Below are 18,191 nucleotides of genomic sequence, written 5' to 3'. Positions count from 1 at the left end.
CAATATTGTTCTAGGAAATATGTGCTAAGGCGGGGATAAACAGGAAACCGGCCTGACGCCGGTTTCCGCTGGGCTGCAGGTCAGAGCTCTAACGCCTCGTCCTCATAGCGATGCTTGGCGTCGAGCGCTTCCTGCTCGGTTTCATGTTCACTGAGCAGCGTATTCGGCTCAATGTCGTCGGTGCGCACTTCAAAACGGCGCAGATGCAGGCTCGGGTCGCCCCGAAACACCTCTACGACGCGGGCGCTCCGTGGATAAGCAGGTTGATCATTTTCGCGCATGCCGTTCTCCCGTGTGTTTCACACAGTAGCAAGTATAGCAGCCGCCCTCATTCCGACACGCGCGAGCCAAGATCGCGATCGCCGGGGGAGCCCGCCAACAGCTCGGTCAGTTCGTCACAGGCGCAAATGCGGCCCTCACGCACGGTGAAGTGCGCCAGCACCCGCACGCGGCTGCAGGAACCATCGCGCTTTTCCAGCTCGACCAGATGGTGGGTCAGCACCGCCTCGCCCTGCTCCGCCGCCGCGATCACGCTCAGCGTCATGCGGCGGGTTTGCCGCTTCAGCAGCGCCATATGTTGCTCAAACTGCTCGAAGTTCAGCGCCTTGCCATCCACCTGCTGGCGGTAGCCCACGCTGAAGCGGGCGGCGATCTGCGCCGGGCGATGTTCCGGGCTGGCGACGACCTGCTGCAGCGTATCGAGTACCAGATCCAGTGGGGTAAGTTGAGTCATCACGTTTCTCCGAAATAGGGTGAACGACGATCCTATCCCGGTCCGGCGATGGCATAATAACTACATCAAGACTTTCAATAACGTTAAACGGCCAACATGACGCAGATCCGCAGCCAACGCCTTCAGCATGAAAAAAAGCACCTGACGCCCTGGCACCGGCACGAAGGCGGCCAGATCTATCTCTTGACGCGCGGCATGCTGGCCATGGAACTCCCGGGCCGGCAATGGGCGATCGCCGGCGGTACGCTGGGCTGGCTGCCGCCGGGATGCGCCCATCAGGCGCTGGCCTGCGGCGACGTGGCAGGCTGGAGTCTGTATCTGCCGGTGGAAAGCGTGCCGGAGATGCCGCCGCAGCCGCAGCTGTTCACGGCCTCTGCGCTGTTGCAGGCCCTGGTAGAGCGCATCGCGCAGTTCCCCGCCGGCCCGCTGAGTGCGCCGCAACGGCGGCTGCTGCAGGTGCTGCTGGACGAAATGCACGCGGCAAGCCGCGCCCCTTTGCAATTGCCGCTGCCGCAGGACGCCCGGTTGCTGAACATCGCCCGGGCGCTGCTGAACGATCCCGCCAGCCTGCGCAGCCAGCGCGACTGGGCCGCCTGGGCCGGGCTCAGCCCGCGCACCCTGAGCCGCCGTTTTCTGCAGGAAACCGGCATCAGCTTCGCGCTGTGGCGCCAGCAGGCGCGGGTATTGCGTTCACTGGAGGGATTATCACGCGGCGAAGCGGTCAGCGAGGTGGCCGACGCCTGTGGCTATGACAACGTCAGCGCCTATATCGCCGCCTTTCGCCGCCGCTTCGGCGTCACGCCCGGGGCGTACTTTGCGCCGGCTCGGCAAACGGAATAAGAAAACGGGCGCCCAGCGCCCGAAGAGAAGAAAGGGTTACTTCACCGTCTCACGCGGCAGCACCGCGAGGATTTGTTCCACCACCCGCTGCGGATCGGCGGCGCCGTCTATCACGTAATGCGCGGCGTCCTGATACAGCGCTTCGCGCGCCGCCAGCACCTCGAGCATCTCCTCGGCGATCGGCCTGCCGGTGAGCGTCGGGCGCTGCGCATCTTCCGGGAACTCTTCCAACCGCCGCGCCAACACGCTGGCCGGCGCGCGCAGGTAGATAACGGTGCCATGTTGACGCATAAACTGACGGTTCTCCTCCGCCAGGATCGCCCCGCCGCCGGTGGCAACTATAGTTGACGGCTTGGTCACGGTTTGCAACGCGATGGTCTCGCGGCGGCGGAACCCCAGCCAGCCCTCGCACTCAACCATTTCCGCCACGCTCATCTGCGCCGCCTGCTGCATAAACAGATCGGTATCGACGAACTGATAGCCCAACGCCAGCGCCAATGCGCTGCCTACCGTCGTCTTGCCGGCTCCGCGAGCGCCTATCATGAACAGGGTTTGTGTCATTACGGGTTGTCCCTTATGCGGTGACTTGAGTGCATTGCATACCAAAATACCGAGCGGGTGCGATGGCGTGGTGGCAGCATCATACCCTGCCCGCTCTGTATTTCAATATTTACGATAGTGTAAATTCCATGGCACAGCGACTGCCGACGGCAAAGCCGTGCGCCAGATCCTCATCCAGATGCCGCCGCAGGGCAGCCGTGAGCCGCGCGTCGTCGAGCGGCCGGAATCCCAGCCGCCGGTAGTAAGGCGCATTCCACGGCACCTCAATGAAGGTAGTGAGCGTCAGGCGGCCAGCGCCCTGCCGTTTGGCCTCTTCCGCCACCGCGCCGATCAGGCGACGGCCGACGCCCTGCCGCTGCCAGGTGCCGGCGACCGACAATTCGGCGATGTGCCAATCGCCCCCCTGAACCTGCACGGCGATAAAACCGGCGCACTCGCCGTTGTCGCTTTCCGCCAGCCATTCACGGCGTTCGGCAATAAACGCGGCATGCTGCTGCGGGGCCATCACCTCGCCTTCGGCGATAAAGCGCCATTCCGGCTGCTGGCGAAACAGCTGCGCCGCCGAACGTTCAACCGCCATCAGATGCACGATATCCCGCTGCTGCGCCAAACGAATCTGCAGGCTCATGGGTTCTCCTTAACGTTGGGGCGGTTATTTAAGCAAATTTCACCGCCCGTAGCTTAGAAATCGATACTGCCGCGCAGCACCACCTCACGCGGTTCCCCCACCGCCACGCGCAAATTACCGCCGCTGGACGGGTAGTAGGTTTTATCGAACAGGTTCTTCACGTTCAGCTGCCATTTCACCCGATAGCCGTTGATCGGCATGGTGTAAGCGGCGAACGCATCGGCAACGGTGTAATTATCCAGGGAGAAGCTGTTGGCGGCGTCACCCGGGCGGCGTCCTACGTAGCGCGCACCGGCGCCAATGCGCACCTCATCGCCGCTGTAGAAGCCCGGGCTGCCCAGGTTCTGGGTCAGGAACAGCGAGGCGGTGTGGCGCGCCACGTTGGTCATCTCTTTCCCCTTGTTGTCCGGATCGTCCACCACCCGCGCGTCGGTATACGCATAGGAGCCGATCAGGCTCAGCGAATCGGTGAGGTTACCGGCTACGTCCAGCTCCACGCCCTGCGAACGCACGCGCCCGGCGGTGCGCGTCACGGTTTCGCCCTCCACCAGCTCATTGACCATCACGTTGCGCTTGGTGATGTCGAACAGCGCCAGCGTGCCGGTGACGCCGTTCGGCAACGCCAGCTTGCCGCCGACTTCCCACGACTTGCCCTGCTCCGGCGGCAGCGAACCAATTTGGGTGGCGATGGAAGAGTTCGGCTTGAACGACTCGGTATAGCTGCTGTACAGCGACACATAAGGCGTCAGCTTGTACACCACCCCGGCGCGCGGCACCAGCTTGCTGTCCGAGCTGTCGGTATTGGCCTGGAACGGCCGCCCCTTGCCGGCATAGACGTCGAAAGCGTCGTAACGCAGCCCGCCCATCACCAGCCATTTATCGGTTAGCTGGATGGAGTCCTGCATAAACCAACCGTAGCTGGTGAGGTTTTCCCGCTGGTCGCTGTCTTTGGCGCTGACCGCCGTCGACGGCGGCATCAGGCCGTATACCGGATGATAGATATTGAAATCGCTGTTCTTTTTGCCGCGGATCATGTCGCCGCGGAAGGTACGGTTATCTTCAAAATCGAAGCCGAACAGCATCTGGTGGTTGATGCTGCCCCAGTCCACGTCGCCATTGAGCGTCAGCTGTACCGCGTTGGCGTGGCTGACGGCGTTGGCAGTCGAGTCGGCCTGGCGGCTCAAAACGCCGGTCACCGGGTTCAGCGCCGTGGCGCGCGCCTGGTTGTCGCTGTAGCTGTTGCGGCTGTAGGCGTAGGTCAGTGAGCTTTTCCAGCGCTCGTTGAGCGTCTGATCGATCTGCAGGGTAATGCTGTCCTGATCGCCGCGGGTGGCATTATAGGCTTCGTCGAAACGGCGATCGCGCGGCGTATTCACCGGTTTGCCGGTGCGCGAATCGATAATGGTGCCGCGATCGAACGGCACCAGATATTCCATATGTTCATAGGCCAAGCGCACGGTGGTGTTCTCGCCGTACCACATCAACGACGGCGCGATCACCGTCTGGCGATTGCGGCCAAAGTTGCGCCAGTAATCGGTTTCATCGTGATCGACGATCATGCGATAGGCAAACCCCGACGTGCCGAGCGGCCCGGTAACGTCGAGCTGGCCGCCGCCGCCGTTGAAGCTGCTGCCCCAGCCTTCCACGTGGGTATGCTGCTGCAGCTGGGGCTTTTTGGTGATCATGTTGATCATCCCGCCCGGCTCGCCCATGCCGTACAGCATCGAGGCCGGCCCCTTGAGCACCTCCACCCGCTCGGTGGTCGGCGTAAAGTTGCGCGCCTGCACCGAGCGCACGCCGTCGCGCAGAATGGAGCCGTCGCGGTTGTCGCCGAAGCCGCGTTTCATGACCGCGTCTTGGGTGCCGCCCAGCGTGTTGGCCTGGGTAATGCCGCTGACGTTGTACAGCGCTTCGTCCAGGCTGCTGACCGCCTGATCGGTAATCACCTGCTGCGGCACCACGTCGATCGCCTGCGGCACGTTCAGCAGGTTGGTTTCGCTGCGGGTGCCGGTGACGCTGGTCAACGGCTGATAGCTCTGCACGCCGTCGGCATCTTTGCGGCCGACCACGACCAGGCTCTCTTCCTGCGGCGCGGCTTTATCCGCCGCCCACGTCGGCGATGTCGCGCAGGCCGCCAAAGGCAATGCGCACCACCAGCCGCGCTTGTTGTTATTCATTATCTAACTGACTCCAATAGGTCCCTGAAAAAGGTAACGGCAAAAACTGCTGATACAGCTGTTGGAAGGTCTGCTGCGGGTTAATGTCGGCGAACAGATCCGGGTAAAACGCTTTGGCGAACATCTCGACCAGCACCACGTGGTACGGGCTGAGGTAAAAGTTGTGCCAGACGCTCCAGGCGCGGTGATGCTTCACCGCCTGCAGGCTGGCCAGCATCGGCTGTGTGGCGATCAGCCGGCGGAAGCTGTCGGCGGCGTCCTGTTGGCTGACCTGCGGCCCGAGGCGCAGATCGGATAGCCGCTTGCCCTGCGGCCCGGCCATGCCGGTGGCGAGGTAAACGTCGGGATTGGCGCTCAGAATGGTTTCCGGGTTCAGCTCACCGTACACCCCTTTGACGCTGGCGTTGGCGATGTTGTCGCCGCCGGCGAAGCTCAGCAGATCGCCGAGGTTGCCGTGCGCGGCGGTGGTGCAGCAGGTGTCACGCCGCCCCAGATGCAGGTGCAGCATCACTTTGGGCTTCGGCCCCTGATAGCCCGCCAGCCGCTGCTGAATCACAGCCATATGCTGCTGATAAAACGCGATAAACTGCTCAGCGCGCTGCTGGCGATTGAGCACTTCGCCCAGCAGCCGCACGCTCGGCACGGTGTTGTTCAGCAGATCGATGCGCAGATCGACGTAGATTACCGCCACGCCGGCCTTGTTCAGCGCGGAAACCAGCAGATCGTTATCGCCGTCTTCACGCGCGTAGCGCGCCAGGATCACCAGATCCGGCTTCAGCTGCAGCAGGCTTTCAATATTGACCTGGCGGAAATTATTGCCGCTGATAATGGGGATCGCGGCGATCTGCGGGAACTTCTGCGTATAGAGCTGCCAGCTTTGCGCATCGAACCGCGCCAGATCCGCCGGCCAGCCGACGATGCGCTGCGCCGGGTTGCCCGGCTCCAGCAGCGCCAGCGTATACAGCATGCGGCTTTCCCCCACCACGATGCGCTGCGGGTTGTCCGGCACCACGACCTGGCGGCCGGTGATATCGGTCACCGTCTTCGCCTGAGCGGAGAACACGCCGAAGCACAGGGAAAGCAGCAGTAAAATGAGGGAATTGCGCATGATTAAGCCGACACGGGGAAATAGTGTGCGCATGATAATCACTCTCATTAGCACTTGCAATCCTGCACGGCGATTGCCAAAAGAAATCCGGGAAACGGCGCCGGGCGCGCGGCGAAACATGGCGAAACCGCTAAAAGAGCGGCTTTAAAAAGTTAAAAAAATGGCGGGGAAATCGGTTAAATAGAGCGGAAACCACCAAAATAGGGAGACATCCATGGATCAACGCATTATTCCGCTGTCGGAGTGCCCGCAGTTTGCCGATGTGTGCGCCGCCTGGGCCTTCGGCCAGTGGGGTTCACAACGCGGCGGCACGCTGGAGCGCACCCAGCTGCGCTTCGCCCAATGCAGCCGGCCAAGCGGCGATCACCTGACGCTGATGATGATCGACGGCGATCGCCCGGTGGGCATGGCCAGCCTGTGGCCCAGCGACGATCATCAGCGCCAGGATCTCACCCCGTGGCTGGCCGGCGTCTTCGTGCATCCCGATCACCGCCGCAAGGGCATTGCCCACCGCCTGGAGATGGCGATCGTCGAAGCGGCGCGGCAGCGCCATCATTCGATTTTGCATCTCATCACCGACAAATCGGAAGCGCTGTACGCCGGCTGGGGTTGGCAACCTCTGGAGCGCCGGCGGCAGTATGACGAAGACGTGGTGGTGATGGTGAAAACGCTGTAGTTAACGCGGCGTACAGACATACACCAGCGCTGGCGGGAAATTGCGCACCACCCGCAGGCGCTTCCAGTGAAAATAGCGGGACAGCAATTTTTCCGACAGGTGGCTGTATTGGAACAGCACCAGCGTGCCGTTGCGCGCCAGCAGCCGCTGCCGGGCCTGCTGAAGGATGCGCACGCTGATCCTGACCGGGATCGACAGCAGCGGCAGGCAGGAAAACACCACGTCATAATCCGTGGCCATTTGTGTCGCCGAATGGGCCATCACCTGCAGCCGCCGATCGTCTATCCCCCGCAGCCGATGCACGAAATGCGGTTGGATCTCGAAAGCCTCTAGCGCCGCATCGGCGCGCATCCGCCCCAGAATGCGTTTGGTCAATACGCCGTCCGCCGCGCCCAGCTCCGCGATCGACAGCGCCCGGGTCCATTCAACCTGGTTCAGCATCGCCTGGCACAGCCACGGGGAAGAAGGCGCCAGCGTACCGACGGTGCGCGGTGAAGCCATAAATTGCTGCAGGTAAGCGAAGTGATTCATCAGTTGCAGCCGGGTCGCATTTAACATTGAGGCCTCCTTGGGTTAAGCCCTCAATGTGAGCCGAATTTCTTAAGTATTCATTAACATGATTCCGAAAGCGGCGGACACAGTTGTAATAAAATGCAACCTCAGCCGCAGTGGAAAAATGAAAAACGGCCGTAATAATGACCTGAAAATAAGCCGCCCACGCGCGCCCTATCAGATAATTATTACGACCGTTTATTTTATTGGCCACGTTGCCGTGGCCAGAGGGTAAAAAGCCAACGCTTAGCGATAAATTTCCGCATTGCCGCGCCAGTTGCTGGAATCCCCGGGGGTGTCCAGACCGATAATGCGGTAATGGCCGGCGCCGTCCGCCGCGGCTTTTTCTTTCAGGGCGTGAATGGCGTCATGCGGTGAGCCGCTAATGCCGGAAACCGACACCACGCCGAGGCTTTGCAGATTGGCGGCCTGTTCGCTGTTGACCTGTTTCACCGACGACAGCGGCGCGGCGAAAGTGGAGAAGGAAGCGGCGGCGATCAATACTGCTGCGATGCTTGGGCTAAGTTTCATGATTGACTCCAGGTGTTCTTGTTTATTAGCTCGTTGTCAGTGATGTTAATTATCCGCTAGCCAATGAAAACGGACGTCATGCAACGTAAAGAACATCAATCATTGTGAGGAGAATAAGGAGGAAGTGAGAGCGAGTGTGTATTTTAAGGCGGAAATGACTTTATAGGGTTCACCTTACCCCTATTTGATGAACAATTAAAGACGGGGCGAAAGAAAGAACGCGCGCCGCCGCTATTTAAGATTTTTTACCCGCCGGGGCGCGCTGAGCTACGCTGATTTTGTGGCTTACCCTTTTAAGGAAGAACGCTTATGTCGCAAAACCTGCTGCGCGTGCGTGACGGTCAGGGCGCTTCGGTCTCGTTTTCCGAGCTGCTGTTCGATCTGATCTACGTTTTCGCCGTGACCCAACTTTCCCACTATCTGTTGCATCACCTGACGCTGACCGGCGCGCTGGAAACCCTGTTGCTGTGGTTCGCCGTCTGGCTGGCCTGGCAATACACCGCCTGGGTCACCAACTGGTTTAATCCGGATACCCGTCAGATCCGCCTGCTACTGTTCGCTATCATGCTGCAGGGGCTGTTCGCCGCCGCCGCACTGCCGCAGGCGTTTGGCGAGCGCGGCCTGATCTTCGCACTGTTCTATGTCGCCATTCAGGTCGGGCGCTCCGTCACGGTGCTGCGCCTGCTGGCGCCCGGTCATCCGTTAAAACGAAACTTTCACCGCATTCTCGGCTGGCTGTGTATCTCCGCCGTCTTCTGGATCGCCGGTGGGCTGGCGGAAGGCAACACCCGCCTGGCGCTGTGGGCGGTCGCGGTCTTGTGCGAATACGTCTCGCCGATGTTCGGCTTCCGGCTGCCGGTGCTGGGGCGCTCGGACAGCAGCAGCGAATGGACCATCGAGGGTCACCATCTGGCGGAACGCTGCCAGCTGTTCGTGATCGTGGCGCTGGGGGAAACCATTCTGATCACCGGCGCCACCCTGAGCGAGATGGAAAGCTGGAGCCTGCCGGTGCTCATCGCCTCGCTGGTGGCCTTTCTCGGCAGCCTGGCGATGTGGTGGGTCTACTTCGACACCAGCAGCAAAGCCGGCAGCCATGCCATCAGCCAGGCGGAAAACCCCGGCCTGCTGGGCGCTTACTTCCATTACGTGCACGTCGCGCTGGTGGGAGCGATCATCGTCTGCGCCGTGGCCAACGAGCTGGTGATCGCCCATCCCGACGGCCGCATCCAAAACGCCACGGCGGCGGTGTTGCTGCTCGGCCCGGCACTCTACCTGTTCGCCAACGCGCTGTATAAACGGCTGGTGTATCATCGCTTTCCGCTGTCGCACCTGGTGGGGCTGCTGGCGCTGGCGGTATTGGCCCCCGTCGCCTATTTCACCGATCTGCTGATGGTCAATGGCCTGACGACGCTGATCATGGTGGTGGTGGCGGTGTGGGAGAGCATCTCGCGCGGCAGAGCGCCGCAGCGGCACGCGGAAGCCTGAAGCAAACGGGGGCGTCACCGCCCCCGCTGTGAGATTGATGACAAACCTCATGCCATTGCCGGGTTTGCAGAGAGTAGCGGATAAAAAAACAAGGAAAATCAATTTATTGATTTTCGGCTGATGGCCACAAAGGAGGAAAAACCACGTTTTTTCCTCCTTTGTCAACGGTCTGACGGGGGCGCTATCGCCCCCGCTGTCTCACTTCAAGGGATGCGGCAAGGTGAGCACCCAGAGCTCGCTCAGCGACTCCGGCTGCTCCAGCGGGCGCAATTCGATACGGGCGTCGGTCTTGTCGCCGTCGAGGCTCAGCCGCCCTTCTTTCTCCAGCTGATAATCGCCGATTTTCTTGCTTTTTGGCGATGCGTCCACCAGCTTGGCCTGCAGGCCGAAATCGTTGTCATTAATCACCGCCAGCGTGCGATCGTCGATCAGCGCCAACCCTTCCGCTTTCTCCTGGCGCCAGCCCAACTGGCGCAGATCCGCCACTTCCTGTTTCTGCGCCAGCTTCACGCCGCGTTTGGCGAGATCTTTCGCATCGTCGAACTCCAGCGCTTTCCCCTGGCCGTCAAACGCGCTCAGATCGCTGGCCTGCGCGAGATCCACCAGATAGATCTTGTTGATCATCGTCTTATCTTTACCGGTTCCTTGTTCAATCAACAGGATGCGCTGGTTGTCCAACGCCACCACATCGCCAATCTTGGCGTCTTTGGCTTTTTTATAGCTGTCGATATCGATGGGATAGCCGTACATGGCGGTTTTGCCACTGCGCGGATCGAAGCTCACCAGCCGGGTAAACTGCGCCTTGTTTTTGCTTTTGCCATCGACATCCAGCGTGCTCTGCACCGCCGCCAGAATGCGCCCATCCGGCATCCGGGTCAGCCCCTCAAAACCACGGTTGGGCTGGCGCCATTTCAGGATGTTCGGCAAACCGCCCGCCACCGCCTGCTCGCCGGCCTGCGGCGTTGGGCCGTATTTGGCGAGAATTTTACCTTTGCCGTCGATATGGATCAGAAACGGACCGTACTCATCGCACAGCCAATAGCCACCGTTGCCGTCACCGGTAATGCCTTCGGTATCCAACCCGCGGCGATCGCCGGACAGCGGCTGCAACGCGTCGTTCAACGCCACTTCGTTCGTGGAACCAATCAGCTCGCTCGGCAGCGGCAGCCCACTAATCGGCCCTTTTTCGTCATGCAAGGGCCGTGCATTCTCGGCCACGGCCTTGCCGCCGCCGATACGAATGTCCATCAACAGGGGCACGAATTGCGGGTTGGCGAAAATCTTGGCTTCTTGCTTGCCCACCGCCGGGGCATCGGCATTCGGGCCGCGATCGGTCAGCGTCGTCAGCACCAGATCGTCGCCCTGCTTGCGATTGAACGTCAGCCCGGAGCCGATCCCCACCGGCAGCCCCTGCGGGAAATTCTTGGCGAACGCCCCCTGATAGGCGACGCGTTCCCCGCCGGGGAAGCCGACCACATAACGCGCCACCTCAATATCTGCAGCGTAGGTGAATACAGGAAACAGTGAAGCCAACAGCAGGGAGAGCGATTTTATTTTCATGGTTTTTACCCGAGGTTGAATGAAGCGTTATCAGGCAGACGAAGATATTAATTTAGCATGACACCTAGATGACAACAGGCAATTCGTCAAATGTGAAATAGGCAATAGGTTGGCTGGCAAATAGAAATTAGCAATTAACCTGGGGATATTGAATGGAGAAAACCGCTGGAAAAAATCGCCCGAAAATAGCCCGCCATTTCGCTTAGGGTAAATTCTTATGGCAAAGATAAAAAAAATCGGCAAACGCACGCCAGCACGGCAAAAAACGGTGTTTTTCTCATAGACAAAATAAAATACCGGGGATTTAATACCGCCGTTATTTAAGGTGCATTAAGAAAATTCTATAGAATATCTGCATGAACTGAAAAAGCTGTTCTATAGTTTTTAGTGCTAACGCCCGTTAGTCAATTCCGCAGGATGGAATCTATGTCAAAGCGACTTTTTGCTGAATTTTTTGGCACATTTTGGTTGGTGTTTGGTGGTTGTGGTAGCGCAGTATTAGCAGCGGCATTCCCACAACTGGGTATTGGTTTCCTCGGCGTCGCGCTCGCTTTCGGTCTGACCGTGGTGACGATGGCCTATGCCGTCGGCCATATTTCCGGCGGGCACTTTAACCCGGCGATCACCGTCGGCTTATTCGCCGGCGGCCGTTTCGCGGCGAAAGACGTGATCCCTTACGTGATCGCACAGGTGATCGGCGGTATCGCCGCAGCGGCGGTGCTGTATCTGATCGCCAGCGGCAAAGCCGGTTTCGACGCCACCGCGGGCGGTTTCGCCTCCAACGGTTACGGCGAACACTCACCGGGCGGTTATTCTCTGCAATCAGCCATCGTGATTGAGCTGGTGCTGACGGCCTTCTTCCTGATCGTTATTCATGGCGTAACCGACAAGCGCGCGCCGGCAGGCTTTGCCCCGCTGGCGATCGGCTTGACGCTGACCCTGATCCACCTGATCAGCATCCCGGTGACCAACACCTCCGTCAACCCGGCGCGCAGCACCGGTGTAGCGATCTTCCAGGGCACCTGGGCGCTGCAGCAGCTGTGGGTATTCTGGCTGGTGCCGCTGGTCGGCGGCATTATCGGCGGCCTGATCTACCGCTGCCTGCTGGAAGACAAAAAATAAGCGTATCGCAGTCGATAGCGTTTCACGGGGCAGCCTTCATCGGCTGCCCCGTTGCTTTCAGCCCTTCGTCACGTCAAACATCATGATATCGCTGGTAAAGGAGCCGTCCGGCTGAATGGCGAAGTGCGCCGCGACCTCCTGCGACACGCTTTGCTGCAGCGCACGGATCGCGGTAACGAAATGCGCCGGCGTGCGCATGCGCGCCACCCAGCTGCCGAACTCCAGCATCAACCGATCCGACGTCACCTCGCGCACCACCAGCCCGGCCTCGGTCAATAACGCCAGCCACTCGCCCGGCGCATAGTTGCGCACGTGCGAGGTGTCGCGCAGCACTTCCACGGTTTGCAGGTAGGTATCCAGCAGCGGATGCCCCGGCGAGACCACGTCCATAAAGATCGCTCTGCCGCCCGGCTTGAGTACCCGCCTGACCTCACGCAGCGCTTGGCCGACATCGTGCCAGTGGTGCGCCGAATAGCGGCTGATGACCAGATCGAAGCTGGCGTCCTCAAAGGGTAAAGACTCCGCCACGCCCTGCTGCGGCTGAATGTTGCCCAGGCCTTTTTCCGCCGCCGCCTGCTCCACCACCGCCAACATTTGCGCCGACAGATCGTAGGCCACCACCTGCGCCACCCTGGCCGCCGCCGTGAAGCTGGCGTGCCCGGCGCCGCAGCCCAGATCGAGCAAGCGCGCGCCGGCATGCGGTTCCAGTAACTGTGCAAGGCGTTGCAAATCCTTGCCCTGCGCGTGCACCGCGCTGGTTAAGTAGGCGTTGGCCTGCTCGCCGAACTGCCGGTCTACCGCGTTTTTATGGCTGTTGCTGATGCTCATGTTTGCTCCCGTTATTATCCGGCTTGCGCCTGTGCCTGAAGGCTTTCGGCTACTATAATCAGGCTACTATACGGGTACAATATGAGCAGTTATCCTGGTATAAATAGGTACCACGCTATGTCATCAGAAGCCTTATCCGGGCCAAAGGCCCTCGGCGCATTCCTGCGCGCGCACCGCGAGCGCATCACGCCGGAAATGCTCGGCCTGCCCAGCTCCTCGCGCCGCCGCACCAGCGGCCTACGGCGCGAAGAGCTGGCGCAAATCAGCGGCATCAGCGCCACCTGGTATACCTGGATCGAACAGGGGCGCGAGGTGTCCATTTCCCCCTATACGCTGGCACGCATCGCCAAGGCGCTGCGGCTGGGCCCCGCCGAACGCCACTACCTGTTTACCCTGGCGCGCGTCGCCGATCCCGAGCAGGAAACGCACCGCGAAACCGCCAACGACGCGGTGCTGCAAAGCGTGCACCAGATGACTGTGCCCTGCTACCTGCTGGACGTGACCTGGAACGTCGTCGCCTGGAACCCGCAGGCGGCGGCGCTGTTCAGCGGCTGGCTGGATGTGGCCAACAGCCCCAACCTGCTGCACTTCATGTTCTTCCACCCATTGGCGAAAACGCTGGTCAGCGATTGGGAAGAACGTGCCCGCCGCGTGGTGGCCGAGTTTCGCGCCGAGACCAGCCATCACCAAAACACCGAAGAGATGCGCGCCTTCGTGCGCAACATGACGCACAACAGCGCGGACTTTAATCACTGGTGGAAACAGCATGACGTGATGGCGCGCGAAGGCGGCGAGCGCGCGTTCGAGCACCCTCAGCAAGGTGCGCTGCGCTATCGCCAGCTCACCTTCCATCCGGCGGAGCACGGCGGTCTGAAGCTGGTAATGCTGATCCCGCTGCGGTAATTGGTAACAAATTCATAGACAGGTTTACCCGCCATTTATTTATTGGTTCATGCAAACGCGCTAGGGTGATTGTTACCGATGACAACGATCATCCAGCACCGTTATTTATCTCCCGAGGTACGCCTATGCAATCCGAAGAACAACGCCTTATCGATGGTCTGTTTGGCCGCCTGAAAGAAGCCGAGACCAAGACGGGCCCACGGGATCTCCAGGCAGAACAGCAAATTAATCAGCATATTCGCGAGCAGCCTTCCGCCCCTTATTACATGGCGCAGGCAATGATCATTCAGGAAGCGGCGCTCAAACAGATGGACCAGCGGGTCAAAGAGCTGGAAGCCCAGGTCGCGCAGCTGGAGCAAACCGCCAACGGCCAACAGAGCAGCGGCGGCTTCCTGGCCGGCCTGTTCGGCGGCGGCAGCCGCAGTACGCCAAGCCCGCGTGAACAGTATCAGGCGCAGCAGCAAAATACGGCGGCCTGGAACAACGCGCAGCAAGGGGGCTACTCACAGCCGCAGCAGCCAGCCTATGCCCAACCGCAGCAGGCGGCGCCTTCGCGCGCCGGCGGCTTCCTGGGTGGGGCTTTGCAAACCGCGGCGGGCGTCGCCGGCGGCGTGGTATTGGCCGACATGCTGACCGGCATGTTCCGCCATTCGCAGCCGCAGGAAATCGTGAATATTATCGAAGAAAACCCGGCACCGCTGGACGACAGCGCGATGCGCAATTTCGACGCCTCCAACAACCTTGATACCTTCAACAACGGCGACGGCGGCAGCTTCCTGAATCAGGACAACGGCTTCCAGAACGCCAACTATCAGGATGACACGGACTACGCCGACGACGATTACAGCGACGACGACGATTCCTTCCTGTAATACTCCTCTCCCCCTCTCACCCGCAGAGGGGGATTTCCCGTTTCGCCGATCTGGACTACAGTGAACGCTGTTCATTGATCCGGCCGGGAGAAACGATGCCGAGCTTTAATCCTTCAGCCCCGTACTTCAGCGAGCGCCTGCAGATGCGGCCGCCGGTGATGACAGACCTCGAACGTTTCTACGCCATCTTTGGCGATCCGCAAACCCAACGCTTCAACCCCGCCGGCCCGCTCACCAGCGAAGCGCAGGCCGCTTCGGCGCTGCAGGAGCGGCTCGCCGTCTGGCGGCAACACGGTTACGGCTCCTGGGCGCTCGCCCTGCGCGAACGGCCGGATTGGGTTATCGGTTTTGGCGGCTTGTCCTGGAAACCGCTCGGCGCGCAGCGCACCGTTAACCTCGGCTATCGCTTCGACACCCGGGTGTGGGGCATGGGGCTGGCCACCGAGATGGCGCGGGCTTCACTGCAATACGGGTTTGTCGGTCTGGAGGTGGGTGAGATTTCTGCCATTGTGCGCGTGGAGAATCAGGCTTCGTGGCGGGTGCTGGAAAAGATTGGCATGCAGCGGGTGGATACGCTGGATGACGTGCCCGGCGCAGCGCCGAGCCTGGTGTATACGCTAAAGCGCGGCGACTATCAGGGCTGATCGTCGCTGATTTTGGCCAACGCCATGCGGTAAGATTTGACCTTCTGACGCTTTTTCAGCCAGGTGGCGGTAGAAACGATGAACACCGCGCCCGACATCGCCAATACGCCGGTCGGGTGGCCGTAAAACACCATCAAGGCAAAGTACACGGCGGAAACGATCGCCACCCATTTCGCCGTATTGCCCATGTCGTTCTTCTCCTGGGTCAAACGGCGGATGTGCTCTTCTTCACTGATTCCCATACGCGCTCCTTGTTGGCTAAACGTTCCATTATATGGAGCTGGAGTGCTGATATTTCAAGCGGTTGGATGGTAAAGAAGCGTAAAGCTCAGGCCGGAGGTTCCCGACGCCGGGGCAGATAGCGCCCGGGCTGGTTGGCGCCCGGCAAACCGGTGCCGTCGTTGCGGCCAAACAGCCGGTAGCGATTGCCGGCGACCGCATCGTAGACCTTGTCCGCCAGCCGCGGCGGCAGGTAACGCGCCAGCGCCAGCGCGCGGTACGGCCACCCCAATTGGCGCAACGCCTGGAACAGCGCCGCCGAACGCAGCCAATAACGCCCCTGCTCAACATAGACCACGGAATCGAAACGATCGGTCGGCAATCCCAGCGCCTGCAGGATCGCCTGCCCTTCGACGGATTGCACCGTCGCCAACAGAATGCGCCGCTGCCGATCGGCGCGAATAAGATACCTCACCAGCCCGTGACACAGATTGCATTCGCCGTCGAACAACAGCGCGCACTCGCCGGACTGGAGATAGGGCAGTTGTGCTAAAAGGGTCATCCCGCCTCCCGATAAACGCTCGCCTTAGCCTAACGCGCCTTGAGCGTGCGAACCAGAGCGGGATGACAGGGCCCGTTAAGGCGCAGGCGGGGCGTCAGGCACGGCCACCACCGCGACGCGCACCTCGTAATGCTTGGCGCTGCCCGCCGGGATCACCGCCGTCAGTTTGTTGATGGTTTCCACCGGATTGTCGCTGGCCGAGGTGGCGCAGAACAGTTCGCCGCCGTGGCAGAACCCCGGTTTGGGCGGGTGCCCGCCCGGGAAAGGCGGCATGCGCATCGGTTCATCCGCCACAGGCGGCAACGCTTTGGCCGCAGGCGCCTCAGGGGCCGACATCGCGCTCGCGCTGAACAACAGCGCCATGCCCATGCAGGGCAGCGCCAGGATCTTGATTGCTTGTTTCATTGAATTAGCCTCATTTGCCGGGTTCGGGATTACGCTACCCCGCCCCCGGCCAATGAGAAAGCCGCTTTTCGCTACCTTTTCGCCCCGCTACGTTTTGCTTACATCCCGCATCTAACGTGATGAAAGGCGAAAGGTGGGGTAAAGGGCCGCCGTGTTACTTACCGCCGGCCAGCGTGTTATAGCTGGTCATCAGATTGCGGTAGTCCGGGATATGGTTGGAGAACAGCGTGCCCAGGCCTTCGATGTCGTTGCGCCAGTCGCGGTGCAGCTCGCAGGCGACGCCGAACCAGGTCATCAGCTGCGCGCCGGCGGCTTCCATGCGGCTCCAGGCCGACTGACGCGTCAGCTCATTGAAGGTGCCGGAGGCGTCGGTCACCACAAAGACCTCAAAGCCTTCATTGAGCGCCGACAGCGCCGGGAATGCCACGCACACTTCGGTCACTACACCGGCGATGATCAGCTGTTTACGGCCGGTGGCTTTTACCGCCTTGACGAAGTCGTCGTTGTCCCAGGCGTTAATTTGGCCGGGGCGAGGAATAAAAGGGGCATCGGGGAATTGGGCCTTCAGCTCCGGCACCAGCGGGCCGTTGGGGCCGTTTTCGAAACTGGTGGTCAGAATGGTCGGCAGATTGAAGTACTTCGCTAAATCACCCAGCGCCAGCACGTTGTTTTTAAACCGATCGGGATCGATATCGCGCACCAGCGAAAGCAGCCCTGCCTGATGATCCACCAGCAATACGGCGGCCTGGTCCTTGTCGAGGCGCTTGTAATTTGCAGTCATGGTTTTACTCCTGTGGGGGTTGATGTTGCGGATGAAACGCCCCGCCGCTGGGACGGGGCGTTGAGGTTTAAGTGTAGCGCCTGGGCCGGGGAACACGTCCCGCCCCAGGCACCAAGGTCAGCCGGCGCTCGCTTCGGCGTTCATGCTACCGAACTTGCCGCTGTTGAAGTCGCGGAACGCCTGCTGGATTTCCGCGTCGCTGTTCATGACGAACGGGCCGTAGCCGACGATAGGCTCATCGATCGGTTCGCCGCTCAGCACCAGCAGCGCGACGTCGTTGTTGGCTTCAATCGTGATCGAATCCCCCGCCCGGTCGAAACGCACCATTTGGGTTTCGCGCACCACCTCTTCGCCGTTGACCAGGATCGCGCCGTGCAGCATCACCAGCGCCAGCGTATGGCCTTCTTTCACCGTCAGCGTGGTGGTGTGGCCGGCATTCAGCTTCATATCCCACACGTTGAGCGGACTGAAAGTGCGTGCCGGGCCGGCGTGGCCGCCAAAGTCACCGGCGATCACCCGCACCTGCCCTGCGCCGTCCGCCAGCGGAACCACCGGAATATCGGCGTTCAGCAGCGTCTGGTAACCAGGCTCGGCCATTTTGTCCTTGGCCGGCAGGTTGACCCACAGCTGCACCATTTCCATGGTGCCGCCCTTGCGCGAGAAGTCCCGCGAATGGAACTCTTCGTGCAGAATGCCGGAGGCGGCGGTCATCCACTGGACGTCGCCGGGGCCAATCACCCCGCCGCTGCCGGTCGAGTCGCGGTGTTCCACTTCGCCCTGATAGACGATGGTCACCGTTTCAAACCCGCGATGCGGATGCTGACCCACGCCGCGGGTGCCGGAGGCAGAGCGGAATTTGGTTGGCGCCGCATGATCCAGCAGCAGGAACGGGCTCATTTCCGCCCCCAAATCGTTATAAGAGAACAGCGAATTCACCAGGAAACCGTTACCGACCCAATGTGCTTCCGGGCTGTTGTGAATACCGAGGATTTTTTTCATCTTGA

The 18,191-nt window shown here is 60.8% G+C and carries 22 protein-coding genes; 7 read left to right on the top strand and 15 right to left on the bottom strand.

Annotated elements, in window-relative coordinates:
• Positions 1 to 80: 80 nt before the first annotated feature.
• Positions 81 to 281 carry a YaiA family protein gene (locus ACUXAC_RS16765; RefSeq protein WP_046688340.1) on the bottom strand — a complete coding sequence of 67 codons (201 nt, stop codon included), beginning with the start codon at positions 279 to 281 and terminating at the stop codon, positions 81 to 83.
• A gap of 47 nt (positions 282 to 328) precedes the next feature.
• On the bottom strand, positions 329 to 733 hold the full coding sequence (locus ACUXAC_RS16760; RefSeq protein ID WP_169318091.1) for a nuclear transport factor 2 family protein: 405 nt from the start codon (positions 731 to 733) through the stop codon (positions 329 to 331).
• Between the two features lie 96 nt (positions 734 to 829).
• Here ACUXAC_RS16760 and ACUXAC_RS16755 point away from each other — a divergent pair, with 96 nt between their 5' ends.
• A complete protein-coding gene (locus ACUXAC_RS16755; protein WP_193158707.1) occupies positions 830 to 1,573 on the top strand; it encodes a helix-turn-helix domain-containing protein in 744 nt (247 codons plus the stop codon).
• A 36-nt stretch (positions 1,574 to 1,609) separates the two neighbouring features.
• Here ACUXAC_RS16755 and aroL read toward each other — a convergent pair whose 3' ends face one another.
• From aroL to ACUXAC_RS16735, 4 genes are all read right to left on the bottom strand, one after another.
• Complete coding sequence (gene aroL, locus ACUXAC_RS16750) at positions 1,610 to 2,134, bottom strand: shikimate kinase AroL (protein ID WP_147839373.1); 525 nt, start codon at positions 2,132 to 2,134, stop codon at positions 1,610 to 1,612.
• Positions 2,135 to 2,243: 109 nt separating this feature from the next.
• Positions 2,244 to 2,762, bottom strand: coding sequence for a GNAT family N-acetyltransferase (locus ACUXAC_RS16745; protein ID WP_147839372.1), 519 nt, complete (start codon positions 2,760 to 2,762; stop codon positions 2,244 to 2,246).
• A 53-nt stretch (positions 2,763 to 2,815) separates the two neighbouring features.
• Positions 2,816 to 4,939, bottom strand: a complete 2,124-nt coding sequence (locus ACUXAC_RS16740; RefSeq protein ID WP_060440598.1) for a TonB-dependent siderophore receptor — start codon at positions 4,937 to 4,939, stop codon at positions 2,816 to 2,818.
• Positions 4,932 to 6,047: an ABC transporter substrate-binding protein gene (locus ACUXAC_RS16735; RefSeq protein ID WP_089185552.1), complete on the bottom strand. Its 1,116-nt coding sequence runs from the start codon at positions 6,045 to 6,047 to the stop codon at positions 4,932 to 4,934. Before ACUXAC_RS16735 ends, ACUXAC_RS16740 begins: the two co-directional genes overlap by 8 nt.
• Positions 6,048 to 6,261: 214 nt before the next feature.
• On the opposite strand from ACUXAC_RS16735, the gene ACUXAC_RS16730 reads away from it, so the two are divergent.
• Positions 6,262 to 6,723, top strand: a complete 462-nt coding sequence (locus ACUXAC_RS16730; RefSeq protein WP_089185551.1) for a GNAT family N-acetyltransferase — start codon at positions 6,262 to 6,264, stop codon at positions 6,721 to 6,723.
• Here ACUXAC_RS16730 and ACUXAC_RS16725 read toward each other — a convergent pair whose 3' ends face one another.
• Both ACUXAC_RS16725 and ACUXAC_RS16720 read right to left on the bottom strand, forming a co-directional pair.
• Entirely contained in the window at positions 6,724 to 7,281 is a 558-nt protein-coding gene (locus tag ACUXAC_RS16725) for a class I SAM-dependent methyltransferase (protein WP_060423257.1), read from the bottom strand.
• 240 nt (positions 7,282 to 7,521) lie between these two features.
• Positions 7,522 to 7,806, bottom strand: a complete 285-nt coding sequence (locus ACUXAC_RS16720) for a YdgH/BhsA/McbA-like domain containing protein (protein WP_187322062.1) — start codon at positions 7,804 to 7,806, stop codon at positions 7,522 to 7,524.
• A 309-nt stretch (positions 7,807 to 8,115) separates the two neighbouring features.
• Here ACUXAC_RS16720 and ACUXAC_RS16715 point away from each other — a divergent pair, with 309 nt between their 5' ends.
• Positions 8,116 to 9,291 (top strand): low temperature requirement protein A, encoded by a 1,176-nt coding sequence (locus tag ACUXAC_RS16715; RefSeq protein ID WP_454266787.1) that lies wholly within the window; start codon positions 8,116 to 8,118, stop codon positions 9,289 to 9,291.
• Positions 9,292 to 9,489: 198 nt separating this feature from the next.
• Here ACUXAC_RS16715 and ACUXAC_RS16710 read toward each other — a convergent pair whose 3' ends face one another.
• On the bottom strand, positions 9,490 to 10,851 hold the full coding sequence (locus tag ACUXAC_RS16710) for an esterase-like activity of phytase family protein (RefSeq protein ID WP_197786014.1): 1,362 nt from the start codon (positions 10,849 to 10,851) through the stop codon (positions 9,490 to 9,492).
• A gap of 426 nt (positions 10,852 to 11,277) precedes the next feature.
• Here ACUXAC_RS16710 and aqpZ point away from each other — a divergent pair, with 426 nt between their 5' ends.
• Positions 11,278 to 11,973 (top strand): aquaporin Z, encoded by a 696-nt coding sequence (aqpZ, locus tag ACUXAC_RS16705; protein ID WP_025301712.1) that lies wholly within the window; start codon positions 11,278 to 11,280, stop codon positions 11,971 to 11,973.
• Positions 11,974 to 12,030: 57 nt separating this feature from the next.
• Here aqpZ and ACUXAC_RS16700 read toward each other — a convergent pair whose 3' ends face one another.
• Complete coding sequence (locus tag ACUXAC_RS16700) at positions 12,031 to 12,801, bottom strand: class I SAM-dependent methyltransferase (RefSeq protein WP_197786017.1); 771 nt, start codon at positions 12,799 to 12,801, stop codon at positions 12,031 to 12,033.
• A gap of 117 nt (positions 12,802 to 12,918) precedes the next feature.
• Between ACUXAC_RS16700 and ACUXAC_RS16695 the strand changes: the two genes are divergently transcribed.
• The 3 genes from ACUXAC_RS16695 (at position 12,919) to ACUXAC_RS16685 (ending at position 15,220) form a co-directional block, all read left to right on the top strand.
• Positions 12,919 to 13,704, top strand: a complete 786-nt coding sequence (locus ACUXAC_RS16695; protein ID WP_197786019.1) for a helix-turn-helix transcriptional regulator — start codon at positions 12,919 to 12,921, stop codon at positions 13,702 to 13,704.
• A gap of 125 nt (positions 13,705 to 13,829) precedes the next feature.
• Entirely contained in the window at positions 13,830 to 14,576 is a 747-nt protein-coding gene (locus ACUXAC_RS16690) for a DUF2076 domain-containing protein (RefSeq protein ID WP_308343419.1), read from the top strand.
• A gap of 95 nt (positions 14,577 to 14,671) precedes the next feature.
• Positions 14,672 to 15,220, top strand: coding sequence for a GNAT family N-acetyltransferase (locus ACUXAC_RS16685; RefSeq protein WP_197827246.1), 549 nt, complete (start codon positions 14,672 to 14,674; stop codon positions 15,218 to 15,220).
• Here the strand turns inward: ACUXAC_RS16685 and ACUXAC_RS16680 are convergent.
• From ACUXAC_RS16680 to ACUXAC_RS16660, 5 genes are all read right to left on the bottom strand, one after another.
• A complete protein-coding gene (locus tag ACUXAC_RS16680) occupies positions 15,211 to 15,462 on the bottom strand; it encodes a hypothetical protein (RefSeq protein WP_033642017.1) in 252 nt (83 codons plus the stop codon). The genes ACUXAC_RS16685 and ACUXAC_RS16680 overlap by 10 nt on opposite strands.
• A gap of 86 nt (positions 15,463 to 15,548) precedes the next feature.
• Complete coding sequence (locus tag ACUXAC_RS16675) at positions 15,549 to 16,001, bottom strand: thiol-disulfide oxidoreductase DCC family protein (protein WP_387443389.1); 453 nt, start codon at positions 15,999 to 16,001, stop codon at positions 15,549 to 15,551.
• Positions 16,002 to 16,076: 75 nt separating this feature from the next.
• Positions 16,077 to 16,406, bottom strand: a complete 330-nt coding sequence (locus tag ACUXAC_RS16670) for a hypothetical protein (protein ID WP_025301705.1) — start codon at positions 16,404 to 16,406, stop codon at positions 16,077 to 16,079.
• Between the two features lie 154 nt (positions 16,407 to 16,560).
• Positions 16,561 to 17,187 carry an isochorismate family cysteine hydrolase YcaC gene (ycaC, locus tag ACUXAC_RS16665; RefSeq protein WP_060423224.1) on the bottom strand — a complete coding sequence of 209 codons (627 nt, stop codon included), beginning with the start codon at positions 17,185 to 17,187 and terminating at the stop codon, positions 16,561 to 16,563.
• Positions 17,188 to 17,304: 117 nt separating this feature from the next.
• Positions 17,305 to 18,186, bottom strand: coding sequence for a pirin family protein (locus ACUXAC_RS16660; RefSeq protein ID WP_038873171.1), 882 nt, complete (start codon positions 18,184 to 18,186; stop codon positions 17,305 to 17,307).
• Between the last annotated feature and the right edge of the window lie 5 nt (positions 18,187 to 18,191).

Source organism: Serratia sp. 121840015-1 (assembly GCF_053627655.1).
Note: the sequence above shows the minus strand (reverse complement) of the source record. Positions and strands in the feature narration are given on the sequence as shown.